We start from the raw sequence: 25,591 nt of genomic DNA, 5'->3' as shown, positions 1-25,591 counted from the left end.
TGATTTCATAAACTTGATAAAATAAATTTGCTTAGCTTTTCTATTCTTTTAATTGTTTATTACACTAACCCCACAGATTGCCCCTGCCGGACCGCACGAACGCCATTCATGCAGCCTGGACTCATAGGACGTGTATTTGCCCCTCTTTCTCAGAAAACGCGGCTGCGCGCCCTCAAGAGGCTGTGAAAAGCTGCGTGTTTGCTGACTCACACAGGAACGTAAAAAGAACAGCCTGCCCGCCTGTGCTACTCTTGCGGCTCGTGGCCGTCAAACAGGTACTGGTTAGTGTCGGGTGCTGAAGACCGAGATAAGCAGCTATAAGCAAGTAGCTGGACAGTCACTCTTTGAAATAGGAAAGCGGCTTAAGCACGTAAAAGAGAATGACTTGGCACATGGGCAAAGGATGGCTTGGTTATCTGAAATAGGTATGTCCCATCAGACGGCGCAGAAATTCATCCAAGCTGTAGATCAATTCGGAAACCTCGCGACATCGCGAGATATGCCAGTCGGTAAACTATTCGAAATGCTCTCTCTACCCGAATCTGTTGACCGCTCTAAATTCGTTAATCAGGAGCATGTCATTCCATCAACCAGCAAATCCAAGAAGGTAGAGAGCATGACCGTCCAGGAACTTCGGGAGGTCAAGAAGGCGCTGAAGGGCACACAACATGACAAGGACGATGCACTTAAAGCAACTTGGAGAGATTATTCGATGCCTCCAGTTCAGTCAACTCCTTACGTTTAGCATCACCTCCAACACAAGATTTGTTATTGCACAATTCATCCATTCCCCCTTACTATCGTAATAGGAAAAATATAGGAGTGAGGACGAATGTCTTTCTTCAAAAAGCTGATCAGTAACGATAACGGATTTAATAAAAATGCCGAATCAATAGATTTAGGCCTTTACGAACTTTCCCAAGAATATGAGGTGCGGATTGAAAGAGTTACCGAGTCAAATAGTAAGATTAATCGCCAAACTCTTCTTCCAAAGTGTAAGCCTAATGATGATGTTACCCTTAAACAGAATCAAAATGATGATGGCTTAGTAGAAATTGAGGTATGGACCAAGTATGGAATGGTCGGTTTTTTACAGTACAGTCAAGTGCAGAAAGTAACTCGTAGTGAGAAGAACGGCGGAAAGTTCACGGCTAAAATTCATATGATAACGGGAGGAACGAAGGATAAACCGAACTATGGCTGTATTCTTTGGATGCAACACTATGTAAAAAAAGAAGACTGAATAGCGATGAAATTTGGAATACGCAAGCCAAACCTAAAACGCCGAGTAGCCGCCCGCACCAGTATCAAACGTCAGCTCGTTCGCCGCGCTGCCCTGAAGACGCCCCGGGGCTATTGATGGTTAAGGAATCCTAAGAAGGCAGCCTACAACATGGTGTAAAATAAGACTTCATTTGATGTATTTATACTCATAAAGAAACCTTTTAGATAGAAATACACCAACCTGTATCTGGACCTCGTTTTTCATAACGATATAGTCAAGAATCTCAGCTTAGAATTGAAGTTAAGCGACTACTACTAATAGAACAACGAAGGAGCCCTCATGTTCGAAGGCTCCTTCCTATTCCTAATCCCAATTCACAGCAGCTACAATCGCATCTATCCGTTCCCGATCAGACATATAAGGCTGACTCTGATTACTTCGGTCCTTAGCCCGCGGCATATTTCCATTACTCTTAGCTATAAGTCTGTGTGCTTCTTCAATCATTGTAGCTACATCAATATCTGCAGCCTCTTCATCCGTAAGATGATAATCCCCCTTAATTGTTTCCATCGCCGCATGTTCTGCAACCTGTCCATTTTTAATTGCCGCATCAATGATATGACCGTTACGAGATGTTCGGATTTTCTCCAGGTCCTTAATGCGTTGTTCCTCTGTATATTTGCTCATAATTGATTCTCCTCCTGTTGGATCAACTGAATTCATTATATTTGGAACGCGGGGGGCTGATATTGAAAATGTCTGTAAGATCTCGACCAGAAGCTAACACGTCCCGAATGATGAAATTTAGAATTACTGATTTAGGAATCTTCTTCAATTACTCCATTAACTCAGTATTGTTCAATACGTGCTGTTTTTCGCTCATAACTGCACCTCTCCTTTCACCTAACATTTGTATATTGATAAGCAAGCGCCCCGCCAGTTATATAGCCTTAAATCCACGATTCACTGAGACTAACTCTTAATCGATCTCTCTTGTATTGAGCAAATTCTCTGCCAAAATCCTGTTGTGTCCGCTTCTCCATCTGCTGCACAGCTTCTTTATCAGCATTTCCGTTGAAAATATAGGTTGGACTAAAGTTAAAGTCACATACCATGTTATTGGTTGCACCAGCTCCACCACCCATACTGCGGTTAGCCGCCTGTAGCAAACCTTGTGAGCGAGCAGAGTTATTCTCCGGGATGATCCACTCCGGCGAGCGACCTTCTCCGACCCATGCCAATTCTGGACTATCTACGTATCCACCCTTTGCGTATCCGCCAATTTTCGGAATCTCGGGGATACTAAAGCCGAAGTTTTCTCCACCTATGCCTGGAACCCAATCAGGCACATCAAAGTTAACTTTATTTATTCCCCGTATGGCTGCGTTAATCGCATCAACGACCACGTTTATCGGAAAGACAAGGACAGCACCTAGACCATCAAATATGCCCTCAAACACTGTACGTACACCTTGCCAGGCCTTCCCCCAGTCTCCACTAAAAACACCAGTCACAAAGTCAATGATTCCGTCGAGTGATGTAAGCAGACCACTAATCACTCCGCCTATGGCATCAATCGCATTGGAAACGACAGTCTTTATCGCGCCCCAGACAAATTGAAAGGAAGCGAATAAACTGTCCAGCGTGGGCTTGACTGCCTCAAACATCCGACTGATCCAACCGCCGATAGCTCCGAAGGCCTCTTGTGCCTTGGATGCAATACTCATAATCTGCGGAACCAGAGCAGCGATAAGCCGGGATACCTGCGGGAATACCTGAGTGCCTAAATACGTAAAGATGTTCTGGATGATCGGCCAGAGTTTACCCGAAAGATAAGTAGCAATAGGCATTACTGCATTGTAAACAGCCTTGAATCCAGCAACGGCAGTCTTTACTAGCGTCCCAAATATGGGGGCAACCGTTTTGACGATGTTACCAATAGAAACGAATATACCTTTGATGCTCGGCCACACCCCGAGGAGATTTTTACCAAAGGATGCCCAGTGGCCCATAAGACTGCGGACTATATCTTTGAAGCCTGAAGTGACACCTTGCATATCATTCTTTTTAAAACCGAACATCTCACCGATGCTGATTTCGCCGGTGAATAATTTTTTTACACCTTTGACAACATTGCTCACGCTGTCAAAGATACCCTTGACTGTCCCAACCACTTCCTTGGCAGATGAACTGTCCATTCCTAAGCGAGTAAGGAGGCTTACACCTGACAAGGTTGTATCCATATCGAATCCCTTGGTAAACAAATTACGCACCGTATCGATCGTCTTTGAGACAGTACTGCCAATCCTTCCAAAAGTGCTCTGTACCACAGGTAGCCAACCAGAAATTTTATCGGAGAAGTTCTGCACGAGTGGTAGTAGCTTATCAGATATTGGGATAATGATGCCTGCATTAATAATTCTACCTACCCCCCGCAATGCTTCACCCATAGAGTTATACCTTACCTTCTTCAGTTCAGCTAAAGCATCCCGGCTTTTATCAATCTGTGTATTGACATCATTCAATGCTGAAAATCCTTTGATACCCATCTCCTCAAACATGGTACCGAACAATGAAACGCCGTACGTGTTCTGCTGAACAGGATCTTTCATGTCTTCGAGCGCTTGTGTCACCTGTTGGAAAGCCTTGTGCGCTTCTGGACCTCCCTTGGCAAACGTCTGCCGCATCTTATCAGCATCAAAGCCGAGTCCCTTATAGGCATCGCTGGTCGCTTGTGTGACTTCTATTGATTTGATGCTAAATTCATTAATGGCATTGGCAATCAGGTCTGTGTTTCTCACACCGGCATCTATACCATTTGCAAATACACCGAGCATCCCCGCCGCATCGTACCCAATGGATTTAAAAGCTGGTGAAAACTCGGTAATGGAGTCGAGCATATCTTCGGCTCCATTTATTCCCTTAGCTGCTCCTTGAGCGAATAGTGAAAATGCTTGGTTTACGTCACCACCAAAGGTTTTGACCATTACATCAGCACTTCGGATGGACTCTGTATAATCAAAGTCAGATGAATCTCTCAAGAGAATAGCCCCGGCTGCTGCATCTTGTAATGCTTGCCCTTGTAGTTTAAAGGCCGTGTATGATTTGCTCACGGCATCAGCGACATCCATCCAACCCTCACCAATATTATCGCTGTAAACTCCCTTTGATGCTTCACGTAAATCTTTCATTTCTTCATTCGTAGTAAGTGTGGCACCTTGAATAAAAGACATTGCTTTCTGGTAGTCATCTGCAGCACCTAAAGCCAATCCTCCTACCACAGCAACGCCACCAATAGCTGCTACTCCCGAACCAGCAACAACACTGCCGCCGGCTAAACCACCAAGAAGACCGCCGCCTCCGCCAGCTCCCTCACCTCCAGAACCTCCCCCATTACCGCCGCCTTGCGGACCTGGCATGTCGTTCAGTTCCCGCATCCGATGCTCAAGCTCCTGCATATCGCGGGTATAGCGTTGCAAGTCACTGCCGAACATATTGGACGGCATCCGGATCCGTGCAATCTCCTGCAAGTTCCGATGCAGTTGTGTGGATTCCCGGACCGCTTCTTTCAACTCTTTCACCGTCTCCGTGAATATTCCATCAATGCGCGGCATCCGGCGCAGCTGATCGAACTCTCGCTCTGCTGCCTGCAGACCCTCGCGAAGTGGACGGACCATATCACCAGAGATGCGGATTCCTTCAATAGCGCGGGCCGTCGTTTCAATGTGTTCAAGATTGTCCATCACCTTACGTATAGTACCCGGATAAGAACTTTCCAGCTTTGCCTTTAACTCAAATGCTATCTGATACTCTTTACCTGCCATAGTTGTCACCTCTTTTCATTTTGGATGTTGCATTTTTTTATAAGAACCCCTCCTTTCATAGGGGATTCCTATAACTGTGTAACTTTGTCTATCTTGAACTTCTTATACTGCCAGTATGAATTGATTTGAAACTCTCCATAAACGACTTTACTGTGATTCGATCATCCTGCGGCAGTGATTTGAAATAGGCGAGGTCTGAATCGGAAAGAAGCCGGCGCAACTTTCGCCTTGAAATACCTTCAAACAGAATCTGTGCTGTAATCTTGATACCCGACTTCTGAGCCATATGCTCTATATTCAATGCCGAAAAAATACGATTTTTACATAATTCCTCCAGAGAAGCTAATAGGCTGACGATCTCTGGGTGCACTGGTATCTTCTGTCTGAACAATTCAGCTCCTTGAGAAGTTACCTGATTTCTCAATTGGGCGCATTGCCGCAACTGGATGAAATTCAAGGCCAATATTTCAGGCACTTCCCGCTCAATGATCTTTTGTGCCTTTACATCGTCCACCTTGGATAATTTCTTGCTGAGTTGCGCATTCCTGGACTCTGTATATTCGGCCAATCGCTGAATACGGTTTGTAAGAGAATTATTGTTCAAATGGACTGCTCCTTTCTGCCGTTTTACTTCCGGCTGTAGAGATATGCCACTTCCGCTTTTAGGCTTTAGCAGAAGATGGGATTTTTAAGTCATTTAATCGTAGTGAAAACACGTTAATTCGTAATCCAGCCTTCAGAAATGGAAACGGAAGTGAATTTTTAATTAAAAATCTGCACGGTTTTCGGGCTCACGCGCACCCGCATTCTTTTTTTTAGGTCAGAGGGACCCAAAAAGAGCCTGACGGCTCTTTCACTTAACCGCTCTTGGAATGCTTATATCCTTTACCCTCTACCTGCTTAGGTTCTCTGTATCCAGTCCTATGTTTCATTGAATTCCTTGCTTTTCACCGCTTGAAACTCTCGCGTTGCGCTCCCTTTTGTTCTTTCGTCCCAACCACCAGCACTTACTCCCTTCGCAATCTAGAAATATGAATCAATCTATAGATACCGCATCATACGGAAATCAGGTTATACATCTTATTTGAAATACCGCTCCACATCATCGCCTGACAACCATGATTTTATGAATTCCCCTTTACCGTAGTCTTTAAGATTCTTAGTTCTTGGATCAAGGGTAACAAGATAACTGTAATTATCCATTTGATCTGTAACACTTCTGCTGAATATAAGCTCATTGTTAATTTCACTGATCTGTTTCTCAATTCCCTTAATTTCCGACTCCAAGTCCTTCCGTTTAGAAATAATTTCATCGGTCCGGCGAATTCGCTCCTCCTCAGCTTTGTTAGCAGCAATACGAACTTTTTCTAGGTCTTTAGCATAGAAAGCTCTAGAAGTTCCTAATTGATTTTCATATCCAGAAATTGAATCCTGGATCTCTTCAAGCTCAAGTCGAAGTCTACGATTCTCTTTCTTGAACTTCTCCACACCGTTGTTATCTTCATTCATTTCGGATTCAATCATTTGGTCAGAGTTTTCCTTTATCTTGGTCTCGATGACCTGAGCTTTCTCTTGAAGCCCATCGATATTGCTTTGAATCAGACTTTCACGCTTATCAACTTTGTCATTAAACTCCTGCATAAGTTCTTTCCAACCCTTACTCTTTAACATTCTAAATCTCTCCCTGTTTGTTTATAGTTAGCTGGTTATTTCCGACTTTGCTACGTTTACCCTAACTTGGTGCCAGAGCCAGTAATTCGCACTGTAATTCACACGAAATACAGCTAAGAATCGATGTGGGAGGTCTCGCCCTCTCCACTAGACTGATTTTGCACACAGACTTATTCCCCCTGACAATAAATGGACACAAATAAATAGTTGCAGCCTATAAGATGAATGCGTTATAATTGCTTCATTGGGAAACAATTACAAATGCGATTGATTGAACGTCTCCGGTGCGCCAACACTGGGGGCGTTTTTCGTTTCAGCTTCGCGGCTCTTTCTGATTTCTTCAACAAAGCTTTCAAGTTCCGTTGTATCACAGCCCATTTGTTTCAAATGTGCAATAATGTCATCAACTTCAACCACCTTCTTTTCCAATATGCTCACCTCCCTTCTCGCAGCCAGCAGTTCCACTTCCTTACCAGGAAAGACATGAGACATTGATATACCGTAAAATGCACATAGGCGGTGTATTGCAAACAGATCAGCTCTTCCACAGTCGATCTCCCATTTTTTTAAAGTCCTTTCTGTGATTCCTGCAGCTACAGCTGCATCCTTAGTTGAACCACGCACATTTTCGCGCGCTTCCCGAAGGGTAATCATATGGCCGCCTTTCGACACTGCTGATTGCGCTAAATTCTTCGAACGATCAGCCCGGGTTGAGCACTGATTCAGTGTAATGATGTTATTCATAGTCTATTCCCCTTCCCATTCACTGAGTTTTTGCGATAGTAATGCTGTACTGGCCTTTACCCGAGCTATCCACACACTTAATTTCATGCCCTCCACCGGCAAGGGTTCGAATGAGGTTATCTAGATCATCAATGAAATCGACATGATAGCGGTCCAGCTCAAACACCTTGTCAGCCTGAGGCGCTCTCAGTGATTTATCCCTAAGCTGTACAAAGGCATCTTTCAGCGAGGTAACCAGTTCGTTGTACAACTCCCTGTCAGTCTCTACGGCTTCGCTCAGTACATATCCAGCGATTGGAGCGATGTAATCAACGACATCAGTCCATTGCGCATCTGGTGCAGTTGCCGCAGCCAATGTATCTTCCAGTTCATTTGCCATCAAATGAGTCGATATGTGGTCCCGGACGGTATCTTCCAAGTACTGTTTGAACGAGATCAGCCTTCCGCCTTCTGTGATTTGCCAGTTATGCTCAAGCATGCTCTTACCTTGTCCCATAATTCTCTATCCCCTTTGATTTTGAGTTTATTTTTGCTTGTTACGGAAGCTGAAATTCAAGCTGGTGCATTGAAGACTACCTTCTAGCACTCCCCCGCTTGATATTCCGAATTATGACGGCATACTGCTGGGGATTGTGCTGCCAGCGGTGGGCCAGTTCTTCTGTGGACATGATAGATACCTCCCTTCAGGATCACCGCACTTACTGAGCCTCTGATTGCATCACATCGAACATACCTTGACTGATATCCGTGTAATGCTGAGTAAGCAGCTCATATGCTGAAATTGATTTGAGCCTAACAACTACATGCTTAAGGTATGCCGTCGACTTTCCTCCCTTGGCTACTTGAATAGAATTGAATCGCGCCTTTGCACGGAAAACACCTGGCCATTCAGTAGGGACGACTTCTGCAAGGTAGACCGCATCACCATCAGCAGTGATTGCAAAGCATTCATCAATCAAATAGCCTCGCTTCTGTTCGGTTCTTCCTTTAGCCCCAAAGCTGAGAACAAATATCTTCTTCATGCCTCGTTCTCCTTTCCCACGGATATGATCCCCAACTCTGCTGCCAGCTTTGTGAGACCCCGCATCCGGTACTTCTTGTATGTGCCGGTGCTAATTCCCAACTCTTTATAGATTGTCTGGTGACTGGTATATTCGGCTTCACGTGCCAGGTATTTGCGGATGATGATCTCCCTTTCAAAAGAAGGCATCTTTTCAACAACGGACATAACCTTGCCTGTCTTTATCTCGCTCTTCTCAAGAAACAAGAGAAGGCGAATCTGGCTAAGATATTGGACAACATCTTTTTCAATTACTTTGTCAAGCATTTATTTCAATCCCCTCAGTGATTTATTCAAACCCCAGTCCTGTATATGGAATCTCAAACCGCCTCATGAACGATGGTATAAAGGCCAGTATGCTGCCGTTGTTCTTCTTAGCCAAGGTTTCAAAGTGATCTCTCACCTGCTGCCTGAACTCCTCAGCAGTAATCTCCCATTCCAGTAAAAGCTGCATATGATGAATGATGTGGAGTAGCTGCTGTTCAGTGATCTTGGGATGATCCCTATTCAACGCTCTTCTGAATTCAGAATTATAAATGTTTAGAAAAACATGATCGTCGGTTGGAAAACCGATGTATCTTTTAATATCTTTTTCTTTTTCATTCGTTAGTTCTTTATCATTAGTTAATAGCGTTGGATTTTCCACAACTGGAAAACCCGATTCTGGTTTCTCGTAGATATCCATCTCCCAAGATTGAATCTTCCCCTTTTCCTTCACAGAGTATCGCTTGATGTAACCGCATTGTTCCAACTCTTTTAAGCCAGCGCGCACGCTATCCTTTCCGTCAGTGCCATGTTTCACCAGCTCATCAATGTGAAATTTGAATGTGTCCGGTTTCGAGAGCATATAAGCGAGCAGCCCCCGGGCCTTGAAGCTAAGGCGATTGTCCTGAAGCGATTCATTGACAATCCGGGTGAACGGCGGGGCCTTAGCGCCCTTCTTATTTACCCGTCAAGTTGTCACATATCTTCACCACCACCCTGGCCCCAGCCATCAAGCTCGGCAGGGCCAGCAGGCGTAGGCTGATAAATCGTTGTGCTTTTGTCATGCCGCCTCGCCTACCTCTCCACGCCACACTGGTTCGTGTTCTCGCTGATCCAGCTCTCCAGCTCATGCCGGCGGAAGAATATCCTTGACCTTATGCGGAAAAATGGTAACGATTTGGTTCTGCACATGTCGTACACAGACCAAGCCGAGATTCTTAGGTAGGCCGCCGCCTCCTTCACATCTAATGTTTCCGGCCGGGGCTGCTGAACCTGCTGCTGCATGATCATTTGACCGAGCTGCTGAAGAAACTGCTGCGGGTCTATCTCCGGCTTCCGCTCTACTAGCTCCGGCATCGGATATCTCGGTGCTGCCTGCTGGATGATTACTGTCGGGGTATTACGTCTTGCTCTTTGATTACGCATATGAATAAGTCCCTCCTCATTTCAATTCTTAGCGCTATTTTGTAACTTCTTGATTACGTTTTTGATGCAGATCTTTCATCCGGGAGCTAATAGCTTCCCGCTGTTCTTCCGTGAGAGTTGATGTTCTCCCCATTACAAAACTGACTTGCTTCCCGCTAAGCCGAAACTTCGCCGCAGTTACCTTGCCGTCAGTCGTTTCCTCCCAATGGGGGGCAACGATCTTCCGCAGCTTAGACATGTGACGCGAGACGCAACTGTAAACCTCCCAGCTGTTACTCACATAATCGAAAACGGCCGTTGTCTCCTTTTCCTCGTTTGAATACATCTCAATTCCTCCTTTCAGTTCTGTTTCATATGTTCTTTGATACAAATTACGAGTAAACGTGCATTTAATGAATAATTGCTTGGCTCAAAAAGCCAGTAGTGAAATCTTAATTAAAACGTAACCGCAACGCCTCAATAACAAGCCGCTTATTGAAATCGTCCAGATAGTCCATATCGGACAGGTTCACCTTCGCGAGGCGCTCATTGAACAAGTGCAACGCCAGGTTAAGCATGAATTTCTCCGATTGGCTCCACGGACGGGATAGCCGCTCTAGCGCTGCGGAATCAACTGTGCCTTCTTCCATATCAAAGTATTGAGTGGTCAGGTACCGCTGCAGCAAACTGTGCTGCGTGAACAGGTGATTTAATGCGCGCCAGTTGCGATCTGTAAGCATGAGCTGCGTAATCTGAACGGCGGCGGGCTTGGTTGGTGTTGTCATGATTTCTTGTCTCCTTCTTTGAGCATCACTTACTAACGATCTAAGCACGTTTTTAGCGGCTGGGAGCCACCGGGGGGGGTGCTTACATTCGGGTGGTGCGGGGAATCCTGTGATGTGTGATGGTGCGGGTTACTTGGCAGTTTGCTGCGGCGTTTTGACGATCTCGAATACTGATTCAAACGGAACTTGCAGAGCATCAACAATTTTCTTTGCCACTCTCGGACCGGCGAAACGGTCTCCGTTGCTAATCTGTATCATTGTTGCTTCTCCGATCTTGGCAGCATGTGCGAAGGAACGTTTGGAATAGCCCTTTTCAAATATCAAAGAATTAAATTCATCGGTATCTCTTAGCTTTGCTTTCACTGATTATCACCTTCTCAATATTGGATTTGAAATAATAATATCACATAATATTGTTATTCGAATAATTGATGTTGTATTATGAAGATAATTAGAGTGTTTCGGAAAGGGAGATATTAGAATGGCTGTTGATGCACTGGAATTTGGACATTACTTAAGAGGACTTAGAAAAGCAAGGGGGCTTACTTTAGTTGACTTGAATAAGGCATCTGGAGTTTCTCAGCCATATTTATCTCAAATAGAAAATGGCAAAGCTGGCGGTGTCCCTTCACCTGACATATTAAAAAAAATCGCCGAACCCTTAGGTGTTCAATACTCACATCTAATGTACGAGGCGGGATATTGGGATTGGATGAATGATGAGGATGCAGACCCCTTGTATGCTGAACATAAAGATTTAGGGTTCGTTATGCACCAAGATAAAATATTGTACGGAGAACATGAATTAACTGAAAAAGATAAAAAACTTATTATCCTATATTTAGAAGCTTTGTTCTTAGATAGACAATAACCTAAGATATTCAAGGAATAACTACCCCTTTTTAATCAACCAGCAGAACAACCAAAGAAAGAAGAATGTATTAAAGAAGAAGGCTTACAAAAGGAGAATATGCCATGTAAAAGAAACGCTTTACTCTCAATTTTATTCGTGTCGGAACACCTGAGCAGTCAGCAGCCATCGTGAAGAATTTGGTCCGGAGAGAACTTCAAAAGGTTTTTCAACAGCACGGAGTAATCGTGACCAATCTTGATGAAGTACTGGACAAGTACATCACAGCGAACCAGACTGATGAGCAGTGAACCCACAAGCAATTCCCCCGCTGCCGATCTGCTGCTCACAGCCCTGCAGGAGCTGAAGGAAATGAAGATAGAGGTTACGGTTCACATCCGGCCGCCTTGGGAGCCCCCCTCAATTCCCGCCGAACCTCCCCAATTAGTACGACCGCAGCAGTTGAACATTACGAAGACTGAGGAGTTGCTGCCGCCAGTACTCTCGCCTGCTGATATACAGAAGTTTTTGGGGATCGGTCAAAAGCAATCATATGAGTTGCTGAATTCTGATGCATTCCATGTTTCTCGGGTGGGCCGCAGGATGCTTGTATCACGAGCGGTTTTTATTGAATGGCTGGAAGGGAGATCCGAAGATTAAGATTAAGGAGGTAAAGCGAAGGAAGTAAGGTGACTCTCCAGTAATGGCGAGTGAGGATTGCAAAATAGGAAATTTCTTTTGGAATTGTATAATCCGATTTCTCATTTTATCCAGACATAGAAAAAGCACCGGTTAGGTGCTTAAATCTAAGTTATGCCGTTACTTGTTTTTTTACTTCAGCAAGTATCAATTTTCTAAAAGCATCCTTAATTTCTTCACCGTTTGAAGGCTGCGATGGACGTGATGCACCGTTTTCTTCCTTCACCAAATTATATGAAGAAAGAATTTCCTTCGAAACAGTAAAAACTATAGATCCAGCACCTTTAAAAGTGAGGGTAATTTGCGCTGTGTACGGAAATGGTTTGATCTCATTAAATTTAGTTTCCACACCATAAGCCGTAGGACTAAACTCGCCAAGAACACTAGAAATACCTGATACCACCTCAGCTCTTTCTTTTCGGTACTCATTTAATTGCTCTGTTATTTCGTTTTTCCATTCATTACTCATTTATGTATCTCACCTCCCAACTATAAAATTTCGACATAAGGAAGATAAATCCTGCAATATGAAGGAGCTGCAAATTATGAGAAGAGAGAAGAAGCCTCTTGATATTGAGTTTGTTTCAGTACCCTGTGAAGATATTATTGGTTTTATCGGAGATGCTTTTGAACCGAACCTTCGACAGGCATTAGCTAAGCATGGAGCATATCTTAAGATACCCTTATCAGAATATCTGAGAGAACATGCACAAGTTCATATGAAAGATAGTGAGTGATATGTAGTTTTTGCTGCCGAGTGGCAAAAACTCTGGCAAACATCAAAAGTGCTTCAACGGGAATTATTGACGAAGCCCGTCAAAAATCACATGAATGGGCTCAAACCTTTTTGACCGCCCGGCAGTGAAAACTATATGCCGTTCAGTAAGGATCTAAAATAGTTACGTTCATGCAGTGAACATAACAGGAGTTTCGTATGGAGTCCGTACAAAATGGACAAGACGCTGAGAGATTTTCCGTCATGGCATGACGGAAAATCCAGGGTGCTCACAATGAATATAGTTTTCACCACCGGTTGGTGAAATTGGTTTTGTCCGCCCGGCGTACGAAACTCCCTTTTTGGTCGCTGGGCGACTGAAATTAAGTTTTCACCGAGCTTTGGTGAAAAGTCAGATTGGGGTATCTGATGTTTTTGCCGAAGCTCGGCAGAAAGTATTGTGTTTCCTTCACCACGTGAAGAAAAAGAATTTCAAACAGGATTGGCTACTTTCTGGCACTCGGCGCTGAAAACTATTTTTATGCGGCGCTCGCACAAAACTGATGTAACATAGTTTTGCGTGCCCTGCACGCGAAAGACCTTAACCTTAGGGTTTATGAATAGGAGGTTTCCATGGAACAGGAACTTCATAGAAAAATTAGCGATTCAGCCATACTCTTTCGCAGAACAATTGAACAGATGGATATAACGGAATTTCCACAATCTGGATGTTTTGAACGTTCCCCGCTTGGCTGCTGTGGGGATTGTAGTAAATTAATGACCAAGTATCTACTTGAGCAGCATTATGTAAAGGCTTTGTATGTTTGGGGAATGCGAGGTGAACAATCCCATGCTTGGCTGGAGTATGATGGTCTCATAATTGATATCACTGCTGATCAGTTTGATGAAGTAACGGAGCCTGTTATCATAACAATAGATCGCGCATGGTATTCTCAATTAGAAGGCCAGAATCCAAAATTTCTTGATTTCGATACATTTCTTAAATAGAACGCCGTGAGACTTGGAACGATTTACAGAAATATCCTTAAGAGAATCAATCCATAAATGAGCTGTTTGATAGCACCTCTTCAGCTGATGTCCATTTTAAGTCGTAAAACGTGACGATATAGTCAGGAAATCCACCCTCACAGCGCCGGGAGGTACAAATACATCTTTCTTGTGCAACAGCACTGAGAATGGCAGTAAAGCGCCCTGAGAGCAAACAAAATCCGATGCCTGGGAGCACCGGATCATGTTTACTATTTAATTCGTTTAAGCTGGGCTTCCTGGTCAATGGACCGAACTGAGAGTAGCTCAATAATCCGGTGCTGATTCTCCAGTAAAGACTCAACGTTGATTAAACGTTCGTTCGTTTCCAACACCGCACGTTTAATCAACTCTTGGTCTTGTTTAATACTCTGCTGCTCTATCTCCATCCGATCCAAGCGCTCATTGACTGTTACTAATTCCTTCTTAACAGAGGACACCTCATCCTTAACGGGAACTAATTCTTCCCGTATGACGGACCGCAATAACTGTACCAAATCATTGTCCATGTGCTCCGCTCCTTCAAACTTGATATATAGATTGTACCAGAATCAAAATTTTTATTCCACCGGGAGGTATTGTAATATGGCAAGTATTCAGAAAAGAGGAGAGAACCGCTGGCGGTTGGTCGCTGAGCTTGGCTATGATGCTCAAGGCAAACGGGTCCAGGAGCGTAAAACGGTCAAAGTAGATGATCCCACCCTGTTACGCGCACCCCGGCGGCTGCAGAACTACCTGGATGCCGAGCTTGTGAAGTTTCAAATGGAAGTTGATGCCGGTCATTATGTGCGGCCTGAGAAAATCACTTTCGAGACCTTCATCAAGAAATGGATTACAAAGTTTGTGGAGAATGAACTTGAGGAAAAAACAAAAATCAGTTACAAGTTCCATACTGAGCGCCGAATCCTCCCCTACTTCAAAGCCATGCACATGGAGAAGATCAAAACGCTGCACATCACTGATTACCTGGACTACCTCCGTACACCGGAGGCCAGCATCAATAAGAAAGGCAAACCACTTGGGTCAGCGACCATCGTATATAATTACCGGGTACTGCGCAGCATATTCGCCAAGGCGGTTGAGTGGCGAGTACTAAAGGAGAATCCTATGATCGGGGTTAAGAAGCCGCGAGAGGATGACATCAAGGAAATGGAGGTTTATGATGAGAAGGAGATCGAGCTGCTTTTTGCTGCCTTGCAGGACGAGCCGAGTCACATCCGGCTCCTGATCACTCTGGCCGTCACTACCGGCATGCGCCGAGCTGAGTTGGCCGGACTGTAATGGAAGAATATCGACCTGGTAAAAGGTACGATCGACATAAAGCAGACGGTTCCACTCTTCAAAGATGGGCTGCCGGTAATCAAAGGCCCGAAGAACAAACAATCCAAGCGCCAAATTGCACTCGCCCCTTCTGTTGTAGATGAACTGAAGCTCTACAGATCTGAGTGGGTAAAAATGAAGCTGCAGCTTGGTGACAAGTGGACAGCAAAGGACTGGGAGTTTATCTTTTGCAGAACAAACGGTATCCCTTGTGATCCGGAGCGCCTGACAAGCCGTTGGATATCCTTCCACCGCAAACATGGTCTTAAACCGATCCGGCTGCATGACCTCCGGCATACCTCTATCTCCTGGATGATCTACAAAAAGGTCCATTCTAAGGCAATTGCCAAGCGCGCAGGCCATACGGATACGAAGATGCTTGAGATATATGGCCATATATTCGAATCAGTGGATCAGGCAGCAGCCGATGTCTTCGATGACATGATTATACCTACGAAAAAGAAAGCTTAAACGGGGAACGAAACTGGGCACCATGTGGGCACCAAATTTGCAAAAACGACCAAAAAACAGCACTTTTTCGCCTCTCTTCTTTTTGCGAAAATCCTAATGTACCAAGGGACCCAATATTTTATACAAACTAAAAATCCCCCTTTTGACTCCTCTCCCATGAAAGAGGCCCTAGAAATAGGGCCTCGATTTTTTTTTATGAACCCTTCACCTGCTCCTTGTCCTGAACGGACTTTCTTGAAGGCGTTGAACCGGCTGTTGGTTTCTGGTGATTTTTTAGGCATCGCTCTCCACCGCCTTCACCCAATCTTCAATAACATCTTTAATAGAATCTCCGTCTCCGTTTTGAACTGTTCAGTTTTAATTCATGTCTTCTTGATCTGAGCCTGCATGCCTTCCAACTTGATGTGCCGTCCATCTTCTTCCGGAGCTATTTCCTTTAATTTCTTAATCGCGCTGCGAAGCTCTGACATGGCCGCAGATTGAGCTTAAAGGTAAGTTGCGTATCGATCCTATGCAAAATGAAATTCGTGTTCTTTTTCAATTACAACTACAACTGGGATAAGTTTTTTTATCTTTCCCCCTTACTATTTCCCTTAGGCCCACCAGGACCGCCCTTATTTCGCTGGAGTTTGTCGCAACTTCCTTTTGCCAGTCCCTTTGTGTCATTGGGCTTCCTCCCCTATCTTAATCAGCTTACCTTTAATGTACTTCCCTTGGCGGGAGAGGAGGGCCGTTAACCCTCTCAGTTCCTTATTTTTTACTGTATCTTCGCACTGTTCATTAGTAGACTTGAATTCAATCTTCTTGATTTCTGTACCATTGATAGAATATAAAGCCCAACGCAATAATGCATAATACAAGCAACGTAGGCGGGTAAGTCAACAATTCATAAATGGATATTTATATTCCTCCTTCACAGTTTGTGTCTTAATGGCATTTCCTCTCGTACTGTGCAACAATAATTTATTTAAAGTCGAGCCTCCCCATAATTTGTTAATAGTGATAATGTAGCTATAACTAATTAAAAAAAGGGAGACAGTTAAATTGCATAAAAAGAAGAAAGAATAGTCTTTGTTACGCCTTATCTGTCTTACTGGCGCTACCTCTTCGTACTGCGCATCATCTTCCGGAACCATTTCTGTCAAATATAGTATTAGACTGAGGAAATAAAGTATTAGATTGGCGCGCGCTGTCCAACTAACTGGAAGTTATTTTAGATATCACTTATTAACAGGAAGGAAGTCACTTGTGCTATTTCGAAAAGCTATTAAAACCGATATACCGCAATTAATTAAATTTCGTAAGATATTGTTATGTAATGAGGACAACCCTAGCATGGATGAAACATTTAGAAATTACTTTGATTCCTCATTAGTGGACAAGTCACTCGTTGCATGGGTTGCTGAAGATGACGGAGTAGTTGTATCAGCAGTATGTTTTTGCTTGTGTCGGTTTGCACCACGATTTGAAAATCCTTCTGGATTGGTTGCATATATGACTAATGTTTTCACAATCCTAAATTACCGTCGTCAAGGTATAGTTTCCAGGCTTGTAAGCGAAGCAATAGTTGATTTGAAGACACAAGGAATTAGAAAAATCTTGCTTCATTCATCTGATATGGCTAAACCGATGTATGAAGGTCTTGGTTTTATTGAAGGAAAAAACTATATGTCAATGAATATTTAATAAGGGTGCTGCGAAACTTCCTGTCAGGGACACACACCTTTTTAAACAGGACGGTGAGGCTTAAAAGGTTTCAGTACCTTATGCTAACGAGAAACGTTAGTTCAATAAACCAACAGTAGTCTAGGACTTCATTTTTCGTTTTAAGACAGCTGTTGGTTTTTTTGGAACCCTCAAAACGAGCTCCTATGGAATTCGCTAGTGTGCAGTTTGCGTCTACTCGGTCATAACCTTTCGGAGAGGAGGGATACTCCTACTCCCAGGAATAGTTCTTTAAGAAAAAAGAAAAAAAGAAATCATGCACATCTTGGGCTAGTGTGCATATGATTGCTGGTAGAATACTTACAAACTATTGGAGGGTTTAGCTCATGTATATGGTGTATCCGTATTGGTTTCGATCACAATTTGTCCCCATTTGGGCAACTTCAACTCAAGATGCGCTTGAATTAATGAGGAATTCAGTCCAAGGGGAGCGAAATGATGAACTTTTTTATGACCAACTCATAAAACTTGCTCCGAACCACGAACAAGCTGAAGTGATTACCTCTATCCGGAATGATGAACGAGGGCATAATCAAATGTTCCGACAAATGTACAGGGAATTAACAGGACATGAAGTGACAGGAGTTAGCAGCGAAGTTCCTGAACATGTTAATTCGTATATTGCCGGGTTGCAGAAAGCCTTCCAAGGTGAATTGTCTGCTGTTGAAAAGTATCGAAAGATATGGTTCGGCCTTCCATACGGCGTTTATAAGGATACTTTGTACGGAATTATCCTCGATGAGCAGAAGCATGCAGCGAAGTATAATAATCTATTACTACTAAATTCAGTCGCAACTCCGTACTAATTCCATGGACTACCCATTCATAATTACACGGTTCAATTCTTTATACTAAGCGTGATACATGCTGTTTCTGCCCACTCAAATGGGCTATCTAAGCTTTATTTTTGCGTTGAATTTCAGCGCATCCGTTGCCGGGCTAGGGTCTGCTGTGCCTCTGCCAGAGATTCCTCAGTAATGGACCATCCCTTGATAGCCGCTTGCCAGCCCGGCAACAGCGATTACACACCCAGTCAGCAGGTTATCAGCTGTATATCCATGGGCGGGCAAGCGCGCTTTTAAAAAGGTCCCCGTTGGCTCATTTCCCGGTCCACCTTCTTCCCGGCGTGGATTGCCAGCTCACCGCGGTGTTTTGTCGCCCATCTGCGATTTTCAAATCGCTTCTCCCAAGCTCGATCAGTGTCGCCCAGGGCTGTATGATGGTTATAGCTTTCATGCCTTTGCCGCATATCAGCCCTTCTTCTCGTGATATAGAAACTTGCGTCCACGGCTGCCGATCTCTCAAATCAGCCTATTTGCCGTTTCGATGCGTTCTGGCGCCGGGAAAGCTTCCTCGTCGGGCCGCGGCGTTGATTGACCTATCTTCCGGCAGGAAGCATCTTCAGACACTCGGTATAGGGTTGCATCGGAGCATGGGTCTGAATATTCCCGGTACTCAGCAGATTTCACTTTTCCAGGTGTCAGTCCGCTTCGAATAACAGAATAGGATTCATATTAACCGACTTCACCCAGATAAGTGATTTCATATACGTTCAAGGCTATGCCCTTTCGAAACTAAATTAGATAAGTCGCGTAGAATTGTTAAATACTTGAAATCGAGGTGCTACATATGGATAAAAATAAAAAGTTTTACGGCTTGGGAGCAGGAATCTGCTTTGCTGTTGCTTTTGGATTTGCTTTCCACAACATTGCATTAGGTATGGGATTAAAATAACTGCTGCTGTAACCACCCGCCATTTGCGTATCTCTCTATAATCGTATTAATAAAGTTAGGAGAAATATTTATGAACAAACCAGAATTTATCTAACTCGATTACAATATGGTCTTGCTATAGCCGGATTGTTTTTCATACCTTTTGACTCCACCTTTAGACCATCGATTATTCTATTTGGCTTATCTACACTTGTTAGCACTTACCTGTTTTTTGTTAAAGATAACAAAGAATAAATTAAATAGTTGTCCAGATATTTTTTTGTTTGTACGGCTTTGAATCTTGTATTCTATCCTGCTCTTTTATCGTTGTTATATGTAAAGGCCCCAGATATAGGGCCCCAATTTTTGTTCTAAACAGTCCCTATCATAATCCATATCTCCTAATAAACAGGGGACAAATCCCTCTGTCTCCTTAGGCTTGACCTCTTCTATTTCACTTATTGAATCACTGTTGCTTAATGCTGAAAACAGGCAGTGTAAAAAATAAAACCCTACCAGCGGCAGGGTATAACCACTTAAATCTCGCTCCAACTTACAGTAAGTTTAACAACACCATCCTGAGGAGCTGAGGCCCACCAACATTGGACTAATTATGCTTATTATATTGGGTTGCCCCTTGAATAATCAGATTCTTGTTATCGTCGGAGTTACATCCTGCCGAAGAATTTATTCCTCGTCATCAAAAAGTGGTGTAGACAAGTAGCGCTCTCCCGTATCCGGCAGGACAATAACAATGTTCTTCCCTTGATTCCCGGGGCGTTTAGCTATTTGCGATGCGGCATAAACAGCTGCTCCGGAGGAAATCCCTACTAGAAGACCTTCTGTTCTGGCCAGACTGCGCGCCGTTTCGTATGCTTCCTCGTTCTTAACCTGAAAAATTTCGTCCACCACGTCTTGGTCAAAATTATCGGGCACAAAATTGGCTCCAATGCCCTGGATCTGATGCCCTTTTGGCTTGCCACCGGAAAGGACCGGCGAATCTGCCGGCTCGACAGCAATTACTTGCACGCCCGGTTTTCTTGCTTTTAATACTGCTCCGACACCAGAAATGGTTCCCCCAGTACCTACCCCAGCCACAAAAATGTCCACTTCCCCGCCGGTATCCTTCCAAATTTCTTCTGCAGTTGTGTCGCGGTGAATTTGTGGATTGGCCGGATTGCTGAACTGCTGTGGAATGAAAGAATTCGGGATTGCTGCAGCCAGTTCTTCCGCCTTTGTAACCGCGCCTAACATCCCTTCAGCCGCCGGGGTCAAAATAAGCTCAGCTCCAAGCGCCTTCAGCAGTTTGCGGCGTTCCACACTGAACGATTCAGGCAGCACGATCATCAGTCTGTAACCAAGTGCAGCAGCCGCAAAAGCCAGTCCAATCCCGGTGTTTCCGCTGGTAGGTTCAATCAATACTGAATCTTTTTGGATCAGCCCTCTGGTTTCAGCATCTTTGATCATCGCAAAGCCGATACGGTCCTTTACACTACCAGCAGGGTTAAAGTACTCCAGTTTCCCGATAAGCTTAGCTTCAACCTGATGGGAATTGCTGTAATTTGCCAGCTCCAGCAGCGGTGTATTGCCAATCAGATCGGTTAGATTCTTATAAATAGTTGTCACAACAATTCCTCCAATAAGTTAATGATACAGCGAGTCATATATCTAGGGATAACCGTAGCATATCTCTGCATTGTATGCCATTCTCATAGATTTCTTCAGGATAATGTTTTGTAAAAAAATCCAAATCCACGGCCACTATTCTGAAGCCGCATTTCTGGTACAGCGCAAGCTGCCCTACACTTGAATTACCGGTGCCTACTTCCATCACGCTGTACCCTTCTTGTCTGGCAATCTGTATGGCATGCATCACCATTTGTTTACCTATTCCTTTGCCCTGCTGCTCTTCAGCAACCGCAATATTTGCCAGTTCAACCGTAACAGGTCTTGTCGGCAGCAGCACATACACTCCCACAACGTCCTCTTTGTCAACTGCGAGATAACAATCACCTCTTTTTGCATAATCCTCCACTTTCGGCAGAGAAGGATCAGCTGACAACAGCAGCTCCAGCGGCAGACCTTCACCGTTTTTTATTTTTCTGAAATCCATAACGATCTCCTTGTTAAGGTATTATCCTCAAATATAAATGTTTTGGTGCATTATGTAAATCGGACTAGACACAGAAAAAAGCGCGTCCCCGGCAAAAAGCCCGGGAACACGCCGATGTGCTATCCAGCTTAGATGAAACAGGCACTCAAAATAATGACCAACAGGATATAAAGAACCAGAATTGCACCTGTTGATGTAAAAGGACTTACCGGACAATTATTAACGCCACCAACATTACCACCGTATCCGCAATCTGCACCCATGAGATTACCTCCTTCATAATGATTACTACAAGGTAGAATATGTATTGGCTGGCTTAACAGATTGGGCGAAACGGTCAAAATTTAGGCCACGGCAAAAAAATATGTTGAGGCATAGCTTCATCCATATATGGTGTGGCTCCCACCGGTTCTTTTGATATGCACTTCAAACAAAATTAAATTAATCGGAAACCAGAATGCCGTCAAAACTCTCCGGACCGACACGAACCATGCCGAGCAGGTTGGAACTAACGAAAGCAGTGTACGTCAATTGAGGAGTTATCGGCGGGTTAAAGTCTGCAGCTGAAAACGTGATGACTTGTGGCGTAAAGACGCTAAGGCTAAACGTAGAGGTAGCAGAATATACAACCGGATCGGTACTAAGCGTTCCTCTCACTATTGTAATTGTAATACCAGCCAGCGCCAGCGGAAGCGACATAGAAATTGTTCCTTTTAACAATACTCGCGGATTCGTCGTAGCACCTGCGGCGTATTCAGCAGCAGAATCGGAATGGCAATAGAGTTCGCTATGCTTGCGTTCTGCGAGGTTCGAGCATCAAGATAGGTTCCCATGATGAGCACCCCTTCCTTTTTTGCATATTTCATTGTATTAAGAGAGATTACTGATTGCTTGTACATATCACCATTAGGTTCAATAATTCACAGTAAATCTTTAATAGATTCGGAAGGATCGGCAGGCGCAGGATATTAATCTTTAGTTGTTCCATCTCTTTTGTTAAAAGCCAGTTCAAACAGACCCGTGGCAGACAATCCTGCCAGTCCGCCTGACCACAGACGCAGCACCAGATTCATATCTGTAAAAGGATAGGCAATGGCCCCGACTAATAATCCTATTGCCAGACCAACCGCCGGTACAAGGTTGCGCGGAAGCTTCACGCTATTCTTCACAAGCTGAACGAGAGCCATTACAAACACGGCTAACACCGATGCGAAAGCAAGCACATTGTTAAGCGCATCGTTATACATGACGTTTACCCCTCCTTCCGGGATAACAGTAATCCCGCCCGGTGCAATACTGTCAGAACCCGGTAGAAATCCAAGCTGCCGCCGGCGGGCGTATCCAGCAGTCCCGCCGTCACTGCTGTACTGACAGCCGGCTCCGCCCATGCCGGGACATTCATCACCATCCGGCCTTCGATTAGGGAAAGGCGCTCAGTCGCACTAGTGATCGCCTGCCCCTGCTCCTGTACAACTGTCTTCAGCTTATCTCTGCTGACTGCAAGATCGGACAACAAAATCCGCAGCTCTTTCAGTTCTTTTTCCAGACTTGCAAGCTTTTGCTTATCTTCTGCTGACATCTCGTCCTCCTCCTTAATTTCATCATATGCGTACAAGTTATAGGTATTCATTATCTGAATCAGCTTTGCCGCATACTTGGGATCAGTCGCATATCCCGCTGCGGCAATTTCCCGTGCGGCCTTTTTTCCATCCGCACCAATCACCTTGCTGTATAGGCTGTGATTCCATGAGACCCCGCCGATGAGCAACGCAGAATGATCGGCCACAGATTCACCCCAGTTATTGTAAGCACGGAAGGCTGCAGTCACCTTCACCGCTTTGCCGTCTCTATACTCTGTTGTCCGTACCGCCACACTTCCGGCAGGTCCGCTGCCTTTAATGCCAAAGAGGTTATTGGCTTTAACCGTTAGACTGCTGTTCCCCCAACTGGATTCCAGCGCTGCCTGCGCAATGGTCAGCGAGGCCGCAATATGACTGCGCTTCATATCTTCGACTGCGCAGGGTATAATTCTGGAAATAAATTCGGTCTCCGTCATCTCATCACATCCTCTCCCTATATTAAATGCGCATTCTGCCAAATAGCTTGTGCTTATTTCTATGAATTCAGGATAGCTGTTTAGCCAAATGAATAAAGGGGTAATGAATTATCAATTGTTCATCCTACACCATACATAGAGCAACCAGCTTAAAAACAAACAGCCCTGATTTTACCAAAACTTTACCTGTATTTGATAGAAAAGCTATTGTTAGATACTGAAATTTGGGGTAGTATATAGTGAAAATTAACTATTTAGGAGGGTCTATTGGACTATGCCATCATATTATTTTAAAGAGTTGTGGACACCCCTTAGATGGTTTGGCATTAAATTATTTCATGATGACGAAGGGAGCCTCTGGATCAAATGGTGGGCTTCCCCCCGAAAAAAATTGCGCTAAGGTTTTTACTAACAACTAAGAATCTCATTCGAATAGCAACACAAAAAAAACCTTTCTTAGGGTACAGCGGCAGGTTAACCGCTATATCTACACAGAAAGGTTTTTTGGCTCCACAGCGCTTATTAGCAAGCGGCTTCAAATGTAATCCGATTTTTGCCGCTGCGTTTAGAAATATATAATGCCTCGTCCGCCAGCCGCAGAGTTTCGGCCGTATCCAAGCAGTCTGGAGTCCATACGGCTGCTCCGACACTACATCCGACCTGTATGGTATCGCCTCCAATGACGACCGGCAGATTAACTTTGCTGATGATGCGCGCTGCAACAACCTCCGACTCCTGCATGGGTTTGCTTGCAGAAGTATTCAGAATAATCACAAATTCATCTCCGCCCAGACGGGCAACGATTTCATTGTCACGGGTGCACTCCCGCAGCCGCACAGCCACCTGCTGGAGCAGAACATCTCCGGTAGCATGGCCGAAAGTATCATTCACTTTTTTGAACCCGTCCAGATCCATGTACAGAAAACTGAGGGTTGTCCGGTTCAATTTAGCCTTGTTCACTGCGTGAACCAAAAATTCGTTCAATCCGGCCCGGTTCGGCAGCCCTGTTAGCACATCGTGCAGAGCCATATCCGACATATAGCTCAGCTTATTCTCTGTTTTGGTCAGATTATTGACCAGATTCCGCAGTGAAGTTGACAAGATGGCCACATCCTTAAAGCGGGACAAGGCGGGGATTTCCACATTGGCACCGGAGCTGAGCAAATCTGCCGTTTTGGCAATTTGATTCAGAGGACGGGCAATCCATCCGGCAAGCAGCCAGCCCAGAATTCCGAAAATCACCGTAGCTGCCAATCCACTTAATATGATAAATCTTTCGAGCTGGTGTACCGTTGCGAAAGCAACATCTGTGGGTTGACGAACTAGCACTGACCAGCCCAAACCCGGATAATTCAAATAACCGTCCCCGTAAGCGTATCCGGTCAGATAAGAATCTTTTCCGCTGCCGCTGTCCACGATCCATGAATTCCCGCCCTCGCGGGCTTTCTGCAGCGTTTCATTCGCCATTTTCTTCCCCACCAGCCCAGAGGGTCCAAGCAGTATAGTATCATCCTTCTGGCTGACTACGAAGATTTCCACATCCTTCATCCGTTCTTTGAGCGGGTCCAGAATGGATTTCTCTACCTCACGTGACCACTCCCAGCTCAAATGCGCTGCCAGTACACCATTAAGCATTCCCACCTTATCGTAGACCGGGACACTTACGTCCACGAATTGAAGGGCTTCTCCAGATGGATTAGGCAGGAGCTTTGCCAATAACACGGCATCATGCACATCACCCGTGAACAAACCCTTCCGGCCTTCCTGAAATACGGGTCTTTGGCTGATATCCTTTCCAAGGAGAATGTTGTCCGTTGCGGAAAGCACAGTTCCCTTCGGGTCAAGGTAGCCGACCCAGGTGAACACCGGCAGGCTCCTCTTCAATTGATTCAGCAATCCGCTGATTTCTTGAGTGTCCAGCGGCTTCTGGAAAGCGTTAAGCTTGCTCAGCACTTCCACTTCCCCGGAACGCGACCACATGAAATGATCCAGTTTCTCCGACATTTGATATGCTTCTGCAGCAAGTGAGCCCCCGATACTTACCTCCACAGATTTCGTAGCTTGATTCCCGATTACATAAATAAGCAGTGCAGTCAGCAAGATAATAATTACCGCAAAGGCACTGGCAAAAAAAGTCCGCAGGTTAAACGTCATGCACATTCTCCCCATATCTTTCGCAGAATA

The 25,591-nt window shown here is 44.6% G+C and carries 31 protein-coding genes and 1 pseudogene; 10 read left to right on the top strand and 22 right to left on the bottom strand.

Annotated elements, in window-relative coordinates; all coding sequences use genetic code 11:
• Positions 1 to 292 precede the first annotated feature (292 nt).
• On the top strand, positions 293 to 745 hold the full coding sequence (locus tag NSS79_RS15235) for a DUF3102 domain-containing protein (protein ID WP_342439981.1): 453 nt from the start codon (positions 293 to 295) through the stop codon (positions 743 to 745).
• Between the two features lie 87 nt (positions 746 to 832).
• Entirely contained in the window at positions 833 to 1,243 is a 411-nt protein-coding gene (locus tag NSS79_RS15230; protein ID WP_342439980.1) for a hypothetical protein, read from the top strand.
• Between the two features lie 345 nt (positions 1,244 to 1,588).
• On the opposite strand, the gene NSS79_RS15225 is transcribed toward NSS79_RS15230, so the two are convergent.
• The 13 genes from NSS79_RS15225 to NSS79_RS15165 all read right to left on the bottom strand — a co-directional run bounded on the left by NSS79_RS15225 (position 1,589) and on the right by NSS79_RS15165 (position 11,061).
• Positions 1,589 to 1,912 (bottom strand): hypothetical protein, encoded by a 324-nt coding sequence (locus NSS79_RS15225; protein ID WP_342439979.1) that lies wholly within the window; start codon positions 1,910 to 1,912, stop codon positions 1,589 to 1,591.
• 263 nt (positions 1,913 to 2,175) lie between these two features.
• A complete protein-coding gene (locus NSS79_RS15220; protein WP_342439978.1) occupies positions 2,176 to 5,049 on the bottom strand; it encodes a phage tail tape measure protein in 2,874 nt (957 codons plus the stop codon).
• Between the two features lie 88 nt (positions 5,050 to 5,137).
• Complete coding sequence (locus NSS79_RS15215; RefSeq protein ID WP_342439977.1) at positions 5,138 to 5,653, bottom strand: hypothetical protein; 516 nt, start codon at positions 5,651 to 5,653, stop codon at positions 5,138 to 5,140.
• Positions 5,654 to 6,129: 476 nt separating this feature from the next.
• Positions 6,130 to 6,720 (bottom strand): hypothetical protein, encoded by a 591-nt coding sequence (locus NSS79_RS15210; protein ID WP_342439976.1) that lies wholly within the window; start codon positions 6,718 to 6,720, stop codon positions 6,130 to 6,132.
• A gap of 255 nt (positions 6,721 to 6,975) precedes the next feature.
• On the bottom strand, positions 6,976 to 7,464 hold the full coding sequence (locus NSS79_RS15205) for a helix-turn-helix transcriptional regulator (protein WP_342439975.1): 489 nt from the start codon (positions 7,462 to 7,464) through the stop codon (positions 6,976 to 6,978).
• A gap of 19 nt (positions 7,465 to 7,483) precedes the next feature.
• Positions 7,484 to 7,960 (bottom strand): hypothetical protein, encoded by a 477-nt coding sequence (locus NSS79_RS15200; RefSeq protein WP_342439974.1) that lies wholly within the window; start codon positions 7,958 to 7,960, stop codon positions 7,484 to 7,486.
• 202 nt (positions 7,961 to 8,162) lie between these two features.
• Positions 8,163 to 8,486, bottom strand: a complete 324-nt coding sequence (locus NSS79_RS15195; RefSeq protein ID WP_342439973.1) for a hypothetical protein — start codon at positions 8,484 to 8,486, stop codon at positions 8,163 to 8,165.
• Positions 8,483 to 8,791, bottom strand: a complete 309-nt coding sequence (locus NSS79_RS15190; protein ID WP_342439972.1) for a hypothetical protein — start codon at positions 8,789 to 8,791, stop codon at positions 8,483 to 8,485. Before NSS79_RS15190 ends, NSS79_RS15195 begins: the two co-directional genes overlap by 4 nt.
• 22 nt (positions 8,792 to 8,813) lie before the next feature.
• Entirely contained in the window at positions 8,814 to 9,371 is a 558-nt protein-coding gene (locus tag NSS79_RS15185; protein ID WP_342439971.1) for a hypothetical protein, read from the bottom strand.
• A 212-nt stretch (positions 9,372 to 9,583) separates the two neighbouring features.
• The gene (locus NSS79_RS15180; RefSeq protein WP_342439970.1) at positions 9,584 to 9,934 is read right to left on the bottom strand and encodes a helix-turn-helix domain-containing protein; all 351 of its coding nucleotides are present in this window, start codon (positions 9,932 to 9,934) and stop codon (positions 9,584 to 9,586) included.
• 34 nt (positions 9,935 to 9,968) lie between these two features.
• Positions 9,969 to 10,259, bottom strand: a complete 291-nt coding sequence (locus NSS79_RS15175) for a hypothetical protein (protein WP_342439969.1) — start codon at positions 10,257 to 10,259, stop codon at positions 9,969 to 9,971.
• Positions 10,260 to 10,365: 106 nt separating this feature from the next.
• Positions 10,366 to 10,698, bottom strand: a complete 333-nt coding sequence (locus NSS79_RS15170; RefSeq protein WP_342439968.1) for a hypothetical protein — start codon at positions 10,696 to 10,698, stop codon at positions 10,366 to 10,368.
• 129 nt (positions 10,699 to 10,827) lie between these two features.
• On the bottom strand, positions 10,828 to 11,061 hold the full coding sequence (locus NSS79_RS15165; protein ID WP_342439967.1) for a helix-turn-helix transcriptional regulator: 234 nt from the start codon (positions 11,059 to 11,061) through the stop codon (positions 10,828 to 10,830).
• 118 nt (positions 11,062 to 11,179) lie between these two features.
• Here NSS79_RS15165 and NSS79_RS15160 point away from each other — a divergent pair, with 118 nt between their 5' ends.
• Together NSS79_RS15160 and NSS79_RS15155 are read left to right on the top strand one after the other, a co-directional pair.
• Positions 11,180 to 11,569 carry a helix-turn-helix transcriptional regulator gene (locus NSS79_RS15160; protein WP_342439966.1) on the top strand — a complete coding sequence of 130 codons (390 nt, stop codon included), beginning with the start codon at positions 11,180 to 11,182 and terminating at the stop codon, positions 11,567 to 11,569.
• 351 nt (positions 11,570 to 11,920) lie between these two features.
• Positions 11,921 to 12,208 (top strand): helix-turn-helix domain-containing protein, encoded by a 288-nt coding sequence (locus NSS79_RS15155; protein WP_342439965.1) that lies wholly within the window; start codon positions 11,921 to 11,923, stop codon positions 12,206 to 12,208.
• A 151-nt stretch (positions 12,209 to 12,359) separates the two neighbouring features.
• Here NSS79_RS15155 and NSS79_RS15150 read toward each other — a convergent pair whose 3' ends face one another.
• The gene (locus NSS79_RS15150; RefSeq protein ID WP_342439964.1) at positions 12,360 to 12,716 is read right to left on the bottom strand and encodes a hypothetical protein; all 357 of its coding nucleotides are present in this window, start codon (positions 12,714 to 12,716) and stop codon (positions 12,360 to 12,362) included.
• Positions 12,717 to 12,792: 76 nt separating this feature from the next.
• On the opposite strand from NSS79_RS15150, the gene NSS79_RS15145 reads away from it, so the two are divergent.
• A complete protein-coding gene (locus NSS79_RS15145) occupies positions 12,793 to 12,984 on the top strand; it encodes a hypothetical protein (protein ID WP_342439963.1) in 192 nt (63 codons plus the stop codon).
• A 611-nt stretch (positions 12,985 to 13,595) separates the two neighbouring features.
• On the top strand, positions 13,596 to 13,970 hold the full coding sequence (locus NSS79_RS15140) for a hypothetical protein (RefSeq protein WP_342439962.1): 375 nt from the start codon (positions 13,596 to 13,598) through the stop codon (positions 13,968 to 13,970).
• Between the two features lie 251 nt (positions 13,971 to 14,221).
• Here the strand turns inward: NSS79_RS15140 and NSS79_RS15135 are convergent, their stop codons facing one another.
• Positions 14,222 to 14,518 (bottom strand): hypothetical protein, encoded by a 297-nt coding sequence (locus NSS79_RS15135; RefSeq protein WP_342439961.1) that lies wholly within the window; start codon positions 14,516 to 14,518, stop codon positions 14,222 to 14,224.
• A 76-nt stretch (positions 14,519 to 14,594) separates the two neighbouring features.
• Here NSS79_RS15135 and NSS79_RS15130 point away from each other — a divergent pair, with 76 nt between their 5' ends.
• The 4 genes from NSS79_RS15130 to NSS79_RS15115 all read left to right on the top strand — a co-directional run bounded on the left by NSS79_RS15130 (position 14,595) and on the right by NSS79_RS15115 (position 18,331).
• On the top strand, positions 14,595 to 15,290 hold the full coding sequence (locus NSS79_RS15130) for a phage integrase SAM-like domain-containing protein (RefSeq protein ID WP_342439960.1): 696 nt from the start codon (positions 14,595 to 14,597) through the stop codon (positions 15,288 to 15,290).
• A 9-nt stretch (positions 15,291 to 15,299) separates the two neighbouring features.
• Entirely contained in the window at positions 15,300 to 15,800 is a 501-nt protein-coding gene (locus NSS79_RS15125; RefSeq protein WP_342440379.1) for a site-specific integrase, read from the top strand.
• 1,248 nt (positions 15,801 to 17,048) lie between these two features.
• A complete protein-coding gene (locus NSS79_RS15120; RefSeq protein ID WP_342439959.1) occupies positions 17,049 to 17,486 on the top strand; it encodes a GNAT family N-acetyltransferase in 438 nt (145 codons plus the stop codon).
• Between the two features lie 365 nt (positions 17,487 to 17,851).
• Positions 17,852 to 18,331 (top strand): ferritin-like domain-containing protein, encoded by a 480-nt coding sequence (locus NSS79_RS15115; protein WP_038591176.1) that lies wholly within the window; start codon positions 17,852 to 17,854, stop codon positions 18,329 to 18,331.
• A gap of 1,594 nt (positions 18,332 to 19,925) precedes the next feature.
• Here NSS79_RS15115 and cysK read toward each other — a convergent pair.
• The 7 genes and pseudogenes from cysK to NSS79_RS15080 form a co-directional block, all read right to left on the bottom strand.
• A complete protein-coding gene (gene cysK / locus NSS79_RS15110; RefSeq protein ID WP_342439958.1) occupies positions 19,926 to 20,864 on the bottom strand; it encodes a cysteine synthase A in 939 nt (312 codons plus the stop codon).
• A gap of 34 nt (positions 20,865 to 20,898) precedes the next feature.
• A complete protein-coding gene (locus tag NSS79_RS15105; protein ID WP_342439957.1) occupies positions 20,899 to 21,351 on the bottom strand; it encodes a GNAT family N-acetyltransferase in 453 nt (150 codons plus the stop codon).
• 128 nt (positions 21,352 to 21,479) lie between these two features.
• Positions 21,480 to 21,614, bottom strand: a complete 135-nt coding sequence (locus NSS79_RS15100; protein WP_342439956.1) for a YjcZ family sporulation protein — start codon at positions 21,612 to 21,614, stop codon at positions 21,480 to 21,482.
• Positions 21,615 to 21,792: 178 nt separating this feature from the next.
• A pseudogene (locus tag NSS79_RS15095) lies at positions 21,793 to 22,184 on the bottom strand (hypothetical protein).
• A gap of 135 nt (positions 22,185 to 22,319) precedes the next feature.
• Complete coding sequence (locus tag NSS79_RS15090; RefSeq protein ID WP_342439955.1) at positions 22,320 to 22,598, bottom strand: holin; 279 nt, start codon at positions 22,596 to 22,598, stop codon at positions 22,320 to 22,322.
• A 5-nt stretch (positions 22,599 to 22,603) separates the two neighbouring features.
• A complete protein-coding gene (locus NSS79_RS15085) occupies positions 22,604 to 23,407 on the bottom strand; it encodes a glycoside hydrolase family 73 protein (RefSeq protein WP_342439954.1) in 804 nt (267 codons plus the stop codon).
• Positions 23,408 to 23,929: 522 nt separating this feature from the next.
• Entirely contained in the window at positions 23,930 to 25,561 is a 1,632-nt protein-coding gene (locus NSS79_RS15080; RefSeq protein ID WP_342439953.1) for a sensor domain-containing diguanylate cyclase, read from the bottom strand.
• Between the last annotated feature and the right edge of the window lie 30 nt (positions 25,562 to 25,591).

It is taken from the genome of Paenibacillus sp. FSL L8-0436 (genome assembly GCF_038593025.1).
Lineage (GTDB): Bacteria > Bacillota > Bacilli > Paenibacillales > Paenibacillaceae > Paenibacillus_AQ.
Note: the sequence above shows the minus strand (reverse complement) of the source record. Positions and strands in the feature narration are given on the sequence as shown.

Coding starts and splice junctions, on each gene's coding strand:
- NSS79_RS15150 (WP_342439964.1), bottom strand. CDS start 12,716: ATGAGTAATGAATGGAAAAACGAAATAACAGAGCAATTAAATGAGTAC.
- NSS79_RS15105 (WP_342439957.1), bottom strand. CDS start 21,351: ATGGATTTCAGAAAAATAAAAAACGGTGAAGGTCTGCCGCTGGAGCTG.
- NSS79_RS15145 (WP_342439963.1), top strand. CDS start 12,793: ATGAGAAGAGAGAAGAAGCCTCTTGATATTGAGTTTGTTTCAGTACCC.
- NSS79_RS15140 (WP_342439962.1), top strand. CDS start 13,596: ATGGAACAGGAACTTCATAGAAAAATTAGCGATTCAGCCATACTCTTT.
- NSS79_RS15190 (WP_342439972.1), bottom strand. CDS start 8,791: ATGCTTGACAAAGTAATTGAAAAAGATGTTGTCCAATATCTTAGCCAG.
- NSS79_RS15115 (WP_038591176.1), top strand. CDS start 17,852: ATGTATATGGTGTATCCGTATTGGTTTCGATCACAATTTGTCCCCATT.
- NSS79_RS15200 (WP_342439974.1), bottom strand. CDS start 7,960: ATGGGACAAGGTAAGAGCATGCTTGAGCATAACTGGCAAATCACAGAA.
- NSS79_RS15210 (WP_342439976.1), bottom strand. CDS start 6,720: ATGTTAAAGAGTAAGGGTTGGAAAGAACTTATGCAGGAGTTTAATGAC.
- NSS79_RS15085 (WP_342439954.1), bottom strand. CDS start 23,407: ATGACGGAGACCGAATTTATTTCCAGAATTATACCCTGCGCAGTCGAA.
- NSS79_RS15090 (WP_342439955.1), bottom strand. CDS start 22,598: ATGTATAACGATGCGCTTAACAATGTGCTTGCTTTCGCATCGGTGTTA.
- NSS79_RS15080 (WP_342439953.1), bottom strand. CDS start 25,561: ATGACGTTTAACCTGCGGACTTTTTTTGCCAGTGCCTTTGCGGTAATT.
- NSS79_RS15230 (WP_342439980.1), top strand. CDS start 833: ATGTCTTTCTTCAAAAAGCTGATCAGTAACGATAACGGATTTAATAAA.
- NSS79_RS15100 (WP_342439956.1), bottom strand. CDS start 21,614: ATGGGTGCAGATTGCGGATACGGTGGTAATGTTGGTGGCGTTAATAAT.
- NSS79_RS15195 (WP_342439973.1), bottom strand. CDS start 8,486: ATGAAGAAGATATTTGTTCTCAGCTTTGGGGCTAAAGGAAGAACCGAA.
- NSS79_RS15220 (WP_342439978.1), bottom strand. CDS start 5,049: ATGGCAGGTAAAGAGTATCAGATAGCATTTGAGTTAAAGGCAAAGCTG.
- NSS79_RS15130 (WP_342439960.1), top strand. CDS start 14,595: ATGGCAAGTATTCAGAAAAGAGGAGAGAACCGCTGGCGGTTGGTCGCT.
- NSS79_RS15185 (WP_342439971.1), bottom strand. CDS start 9,371: ATGCTCTCGAAACCGGACACATTCAAATTTCACATTGATGAGCTGGTG.
- NSS79_RS15175 (WP_342439969.1), bottom strand. CDS start 10,259: ATGTATTCAAACGAGGAAAAGGAGACAACGGCCGTTTTCGATTATGTG.
- NSS79_RS15135 (WP_342439961.1), bottom strand. CDS start 14,518: ATGGACAATGATTTGGTACAGTTATTGCGGTCCGTCATACGGGAAGAA.
- NSS79_RS15180 (WP_342439970.1), bottom strand. CDS start 9,934: ATGCGTAATCAAAGAGCAAGACGTAATACCCCGACAGTAATCATCCAG.
- NSS79_RS15225 (WP_342439979.1), bottom strand. CDS start 1,912: ATGAGCAAATATACAGAGGAACAACGCATTAAGGACCTGGAGAAAATC.
- NSS79_RS15155 (WP_342439965.1), top strand. CDS start 11,921: ATGAAGATAGAGGTTACGGTTCACATCCGGCCGCCTTGGGAGCCCCCC.
- NSS79_RS15205 (WP_342439975.1), bottom strand. CDS start 7,464: ATGAATAACATCATTACACTGAATCAGTGCTCAACCCGGGCTGATCGT.
- NSS79_RS15170 (WP_342439968.1), bottom strand. CDS start 10,698: ATGACAACACCAACCAAGCCCGCCGCCGTTCAGATTACGCAGCTCATG.
- NSS79_RS15160 (WP_342439966.1), top strand. CDS start 11,180: ATGGCTGTTGATGCACTGGAATTTGGACATTACTTAAGAGGACTTAGA.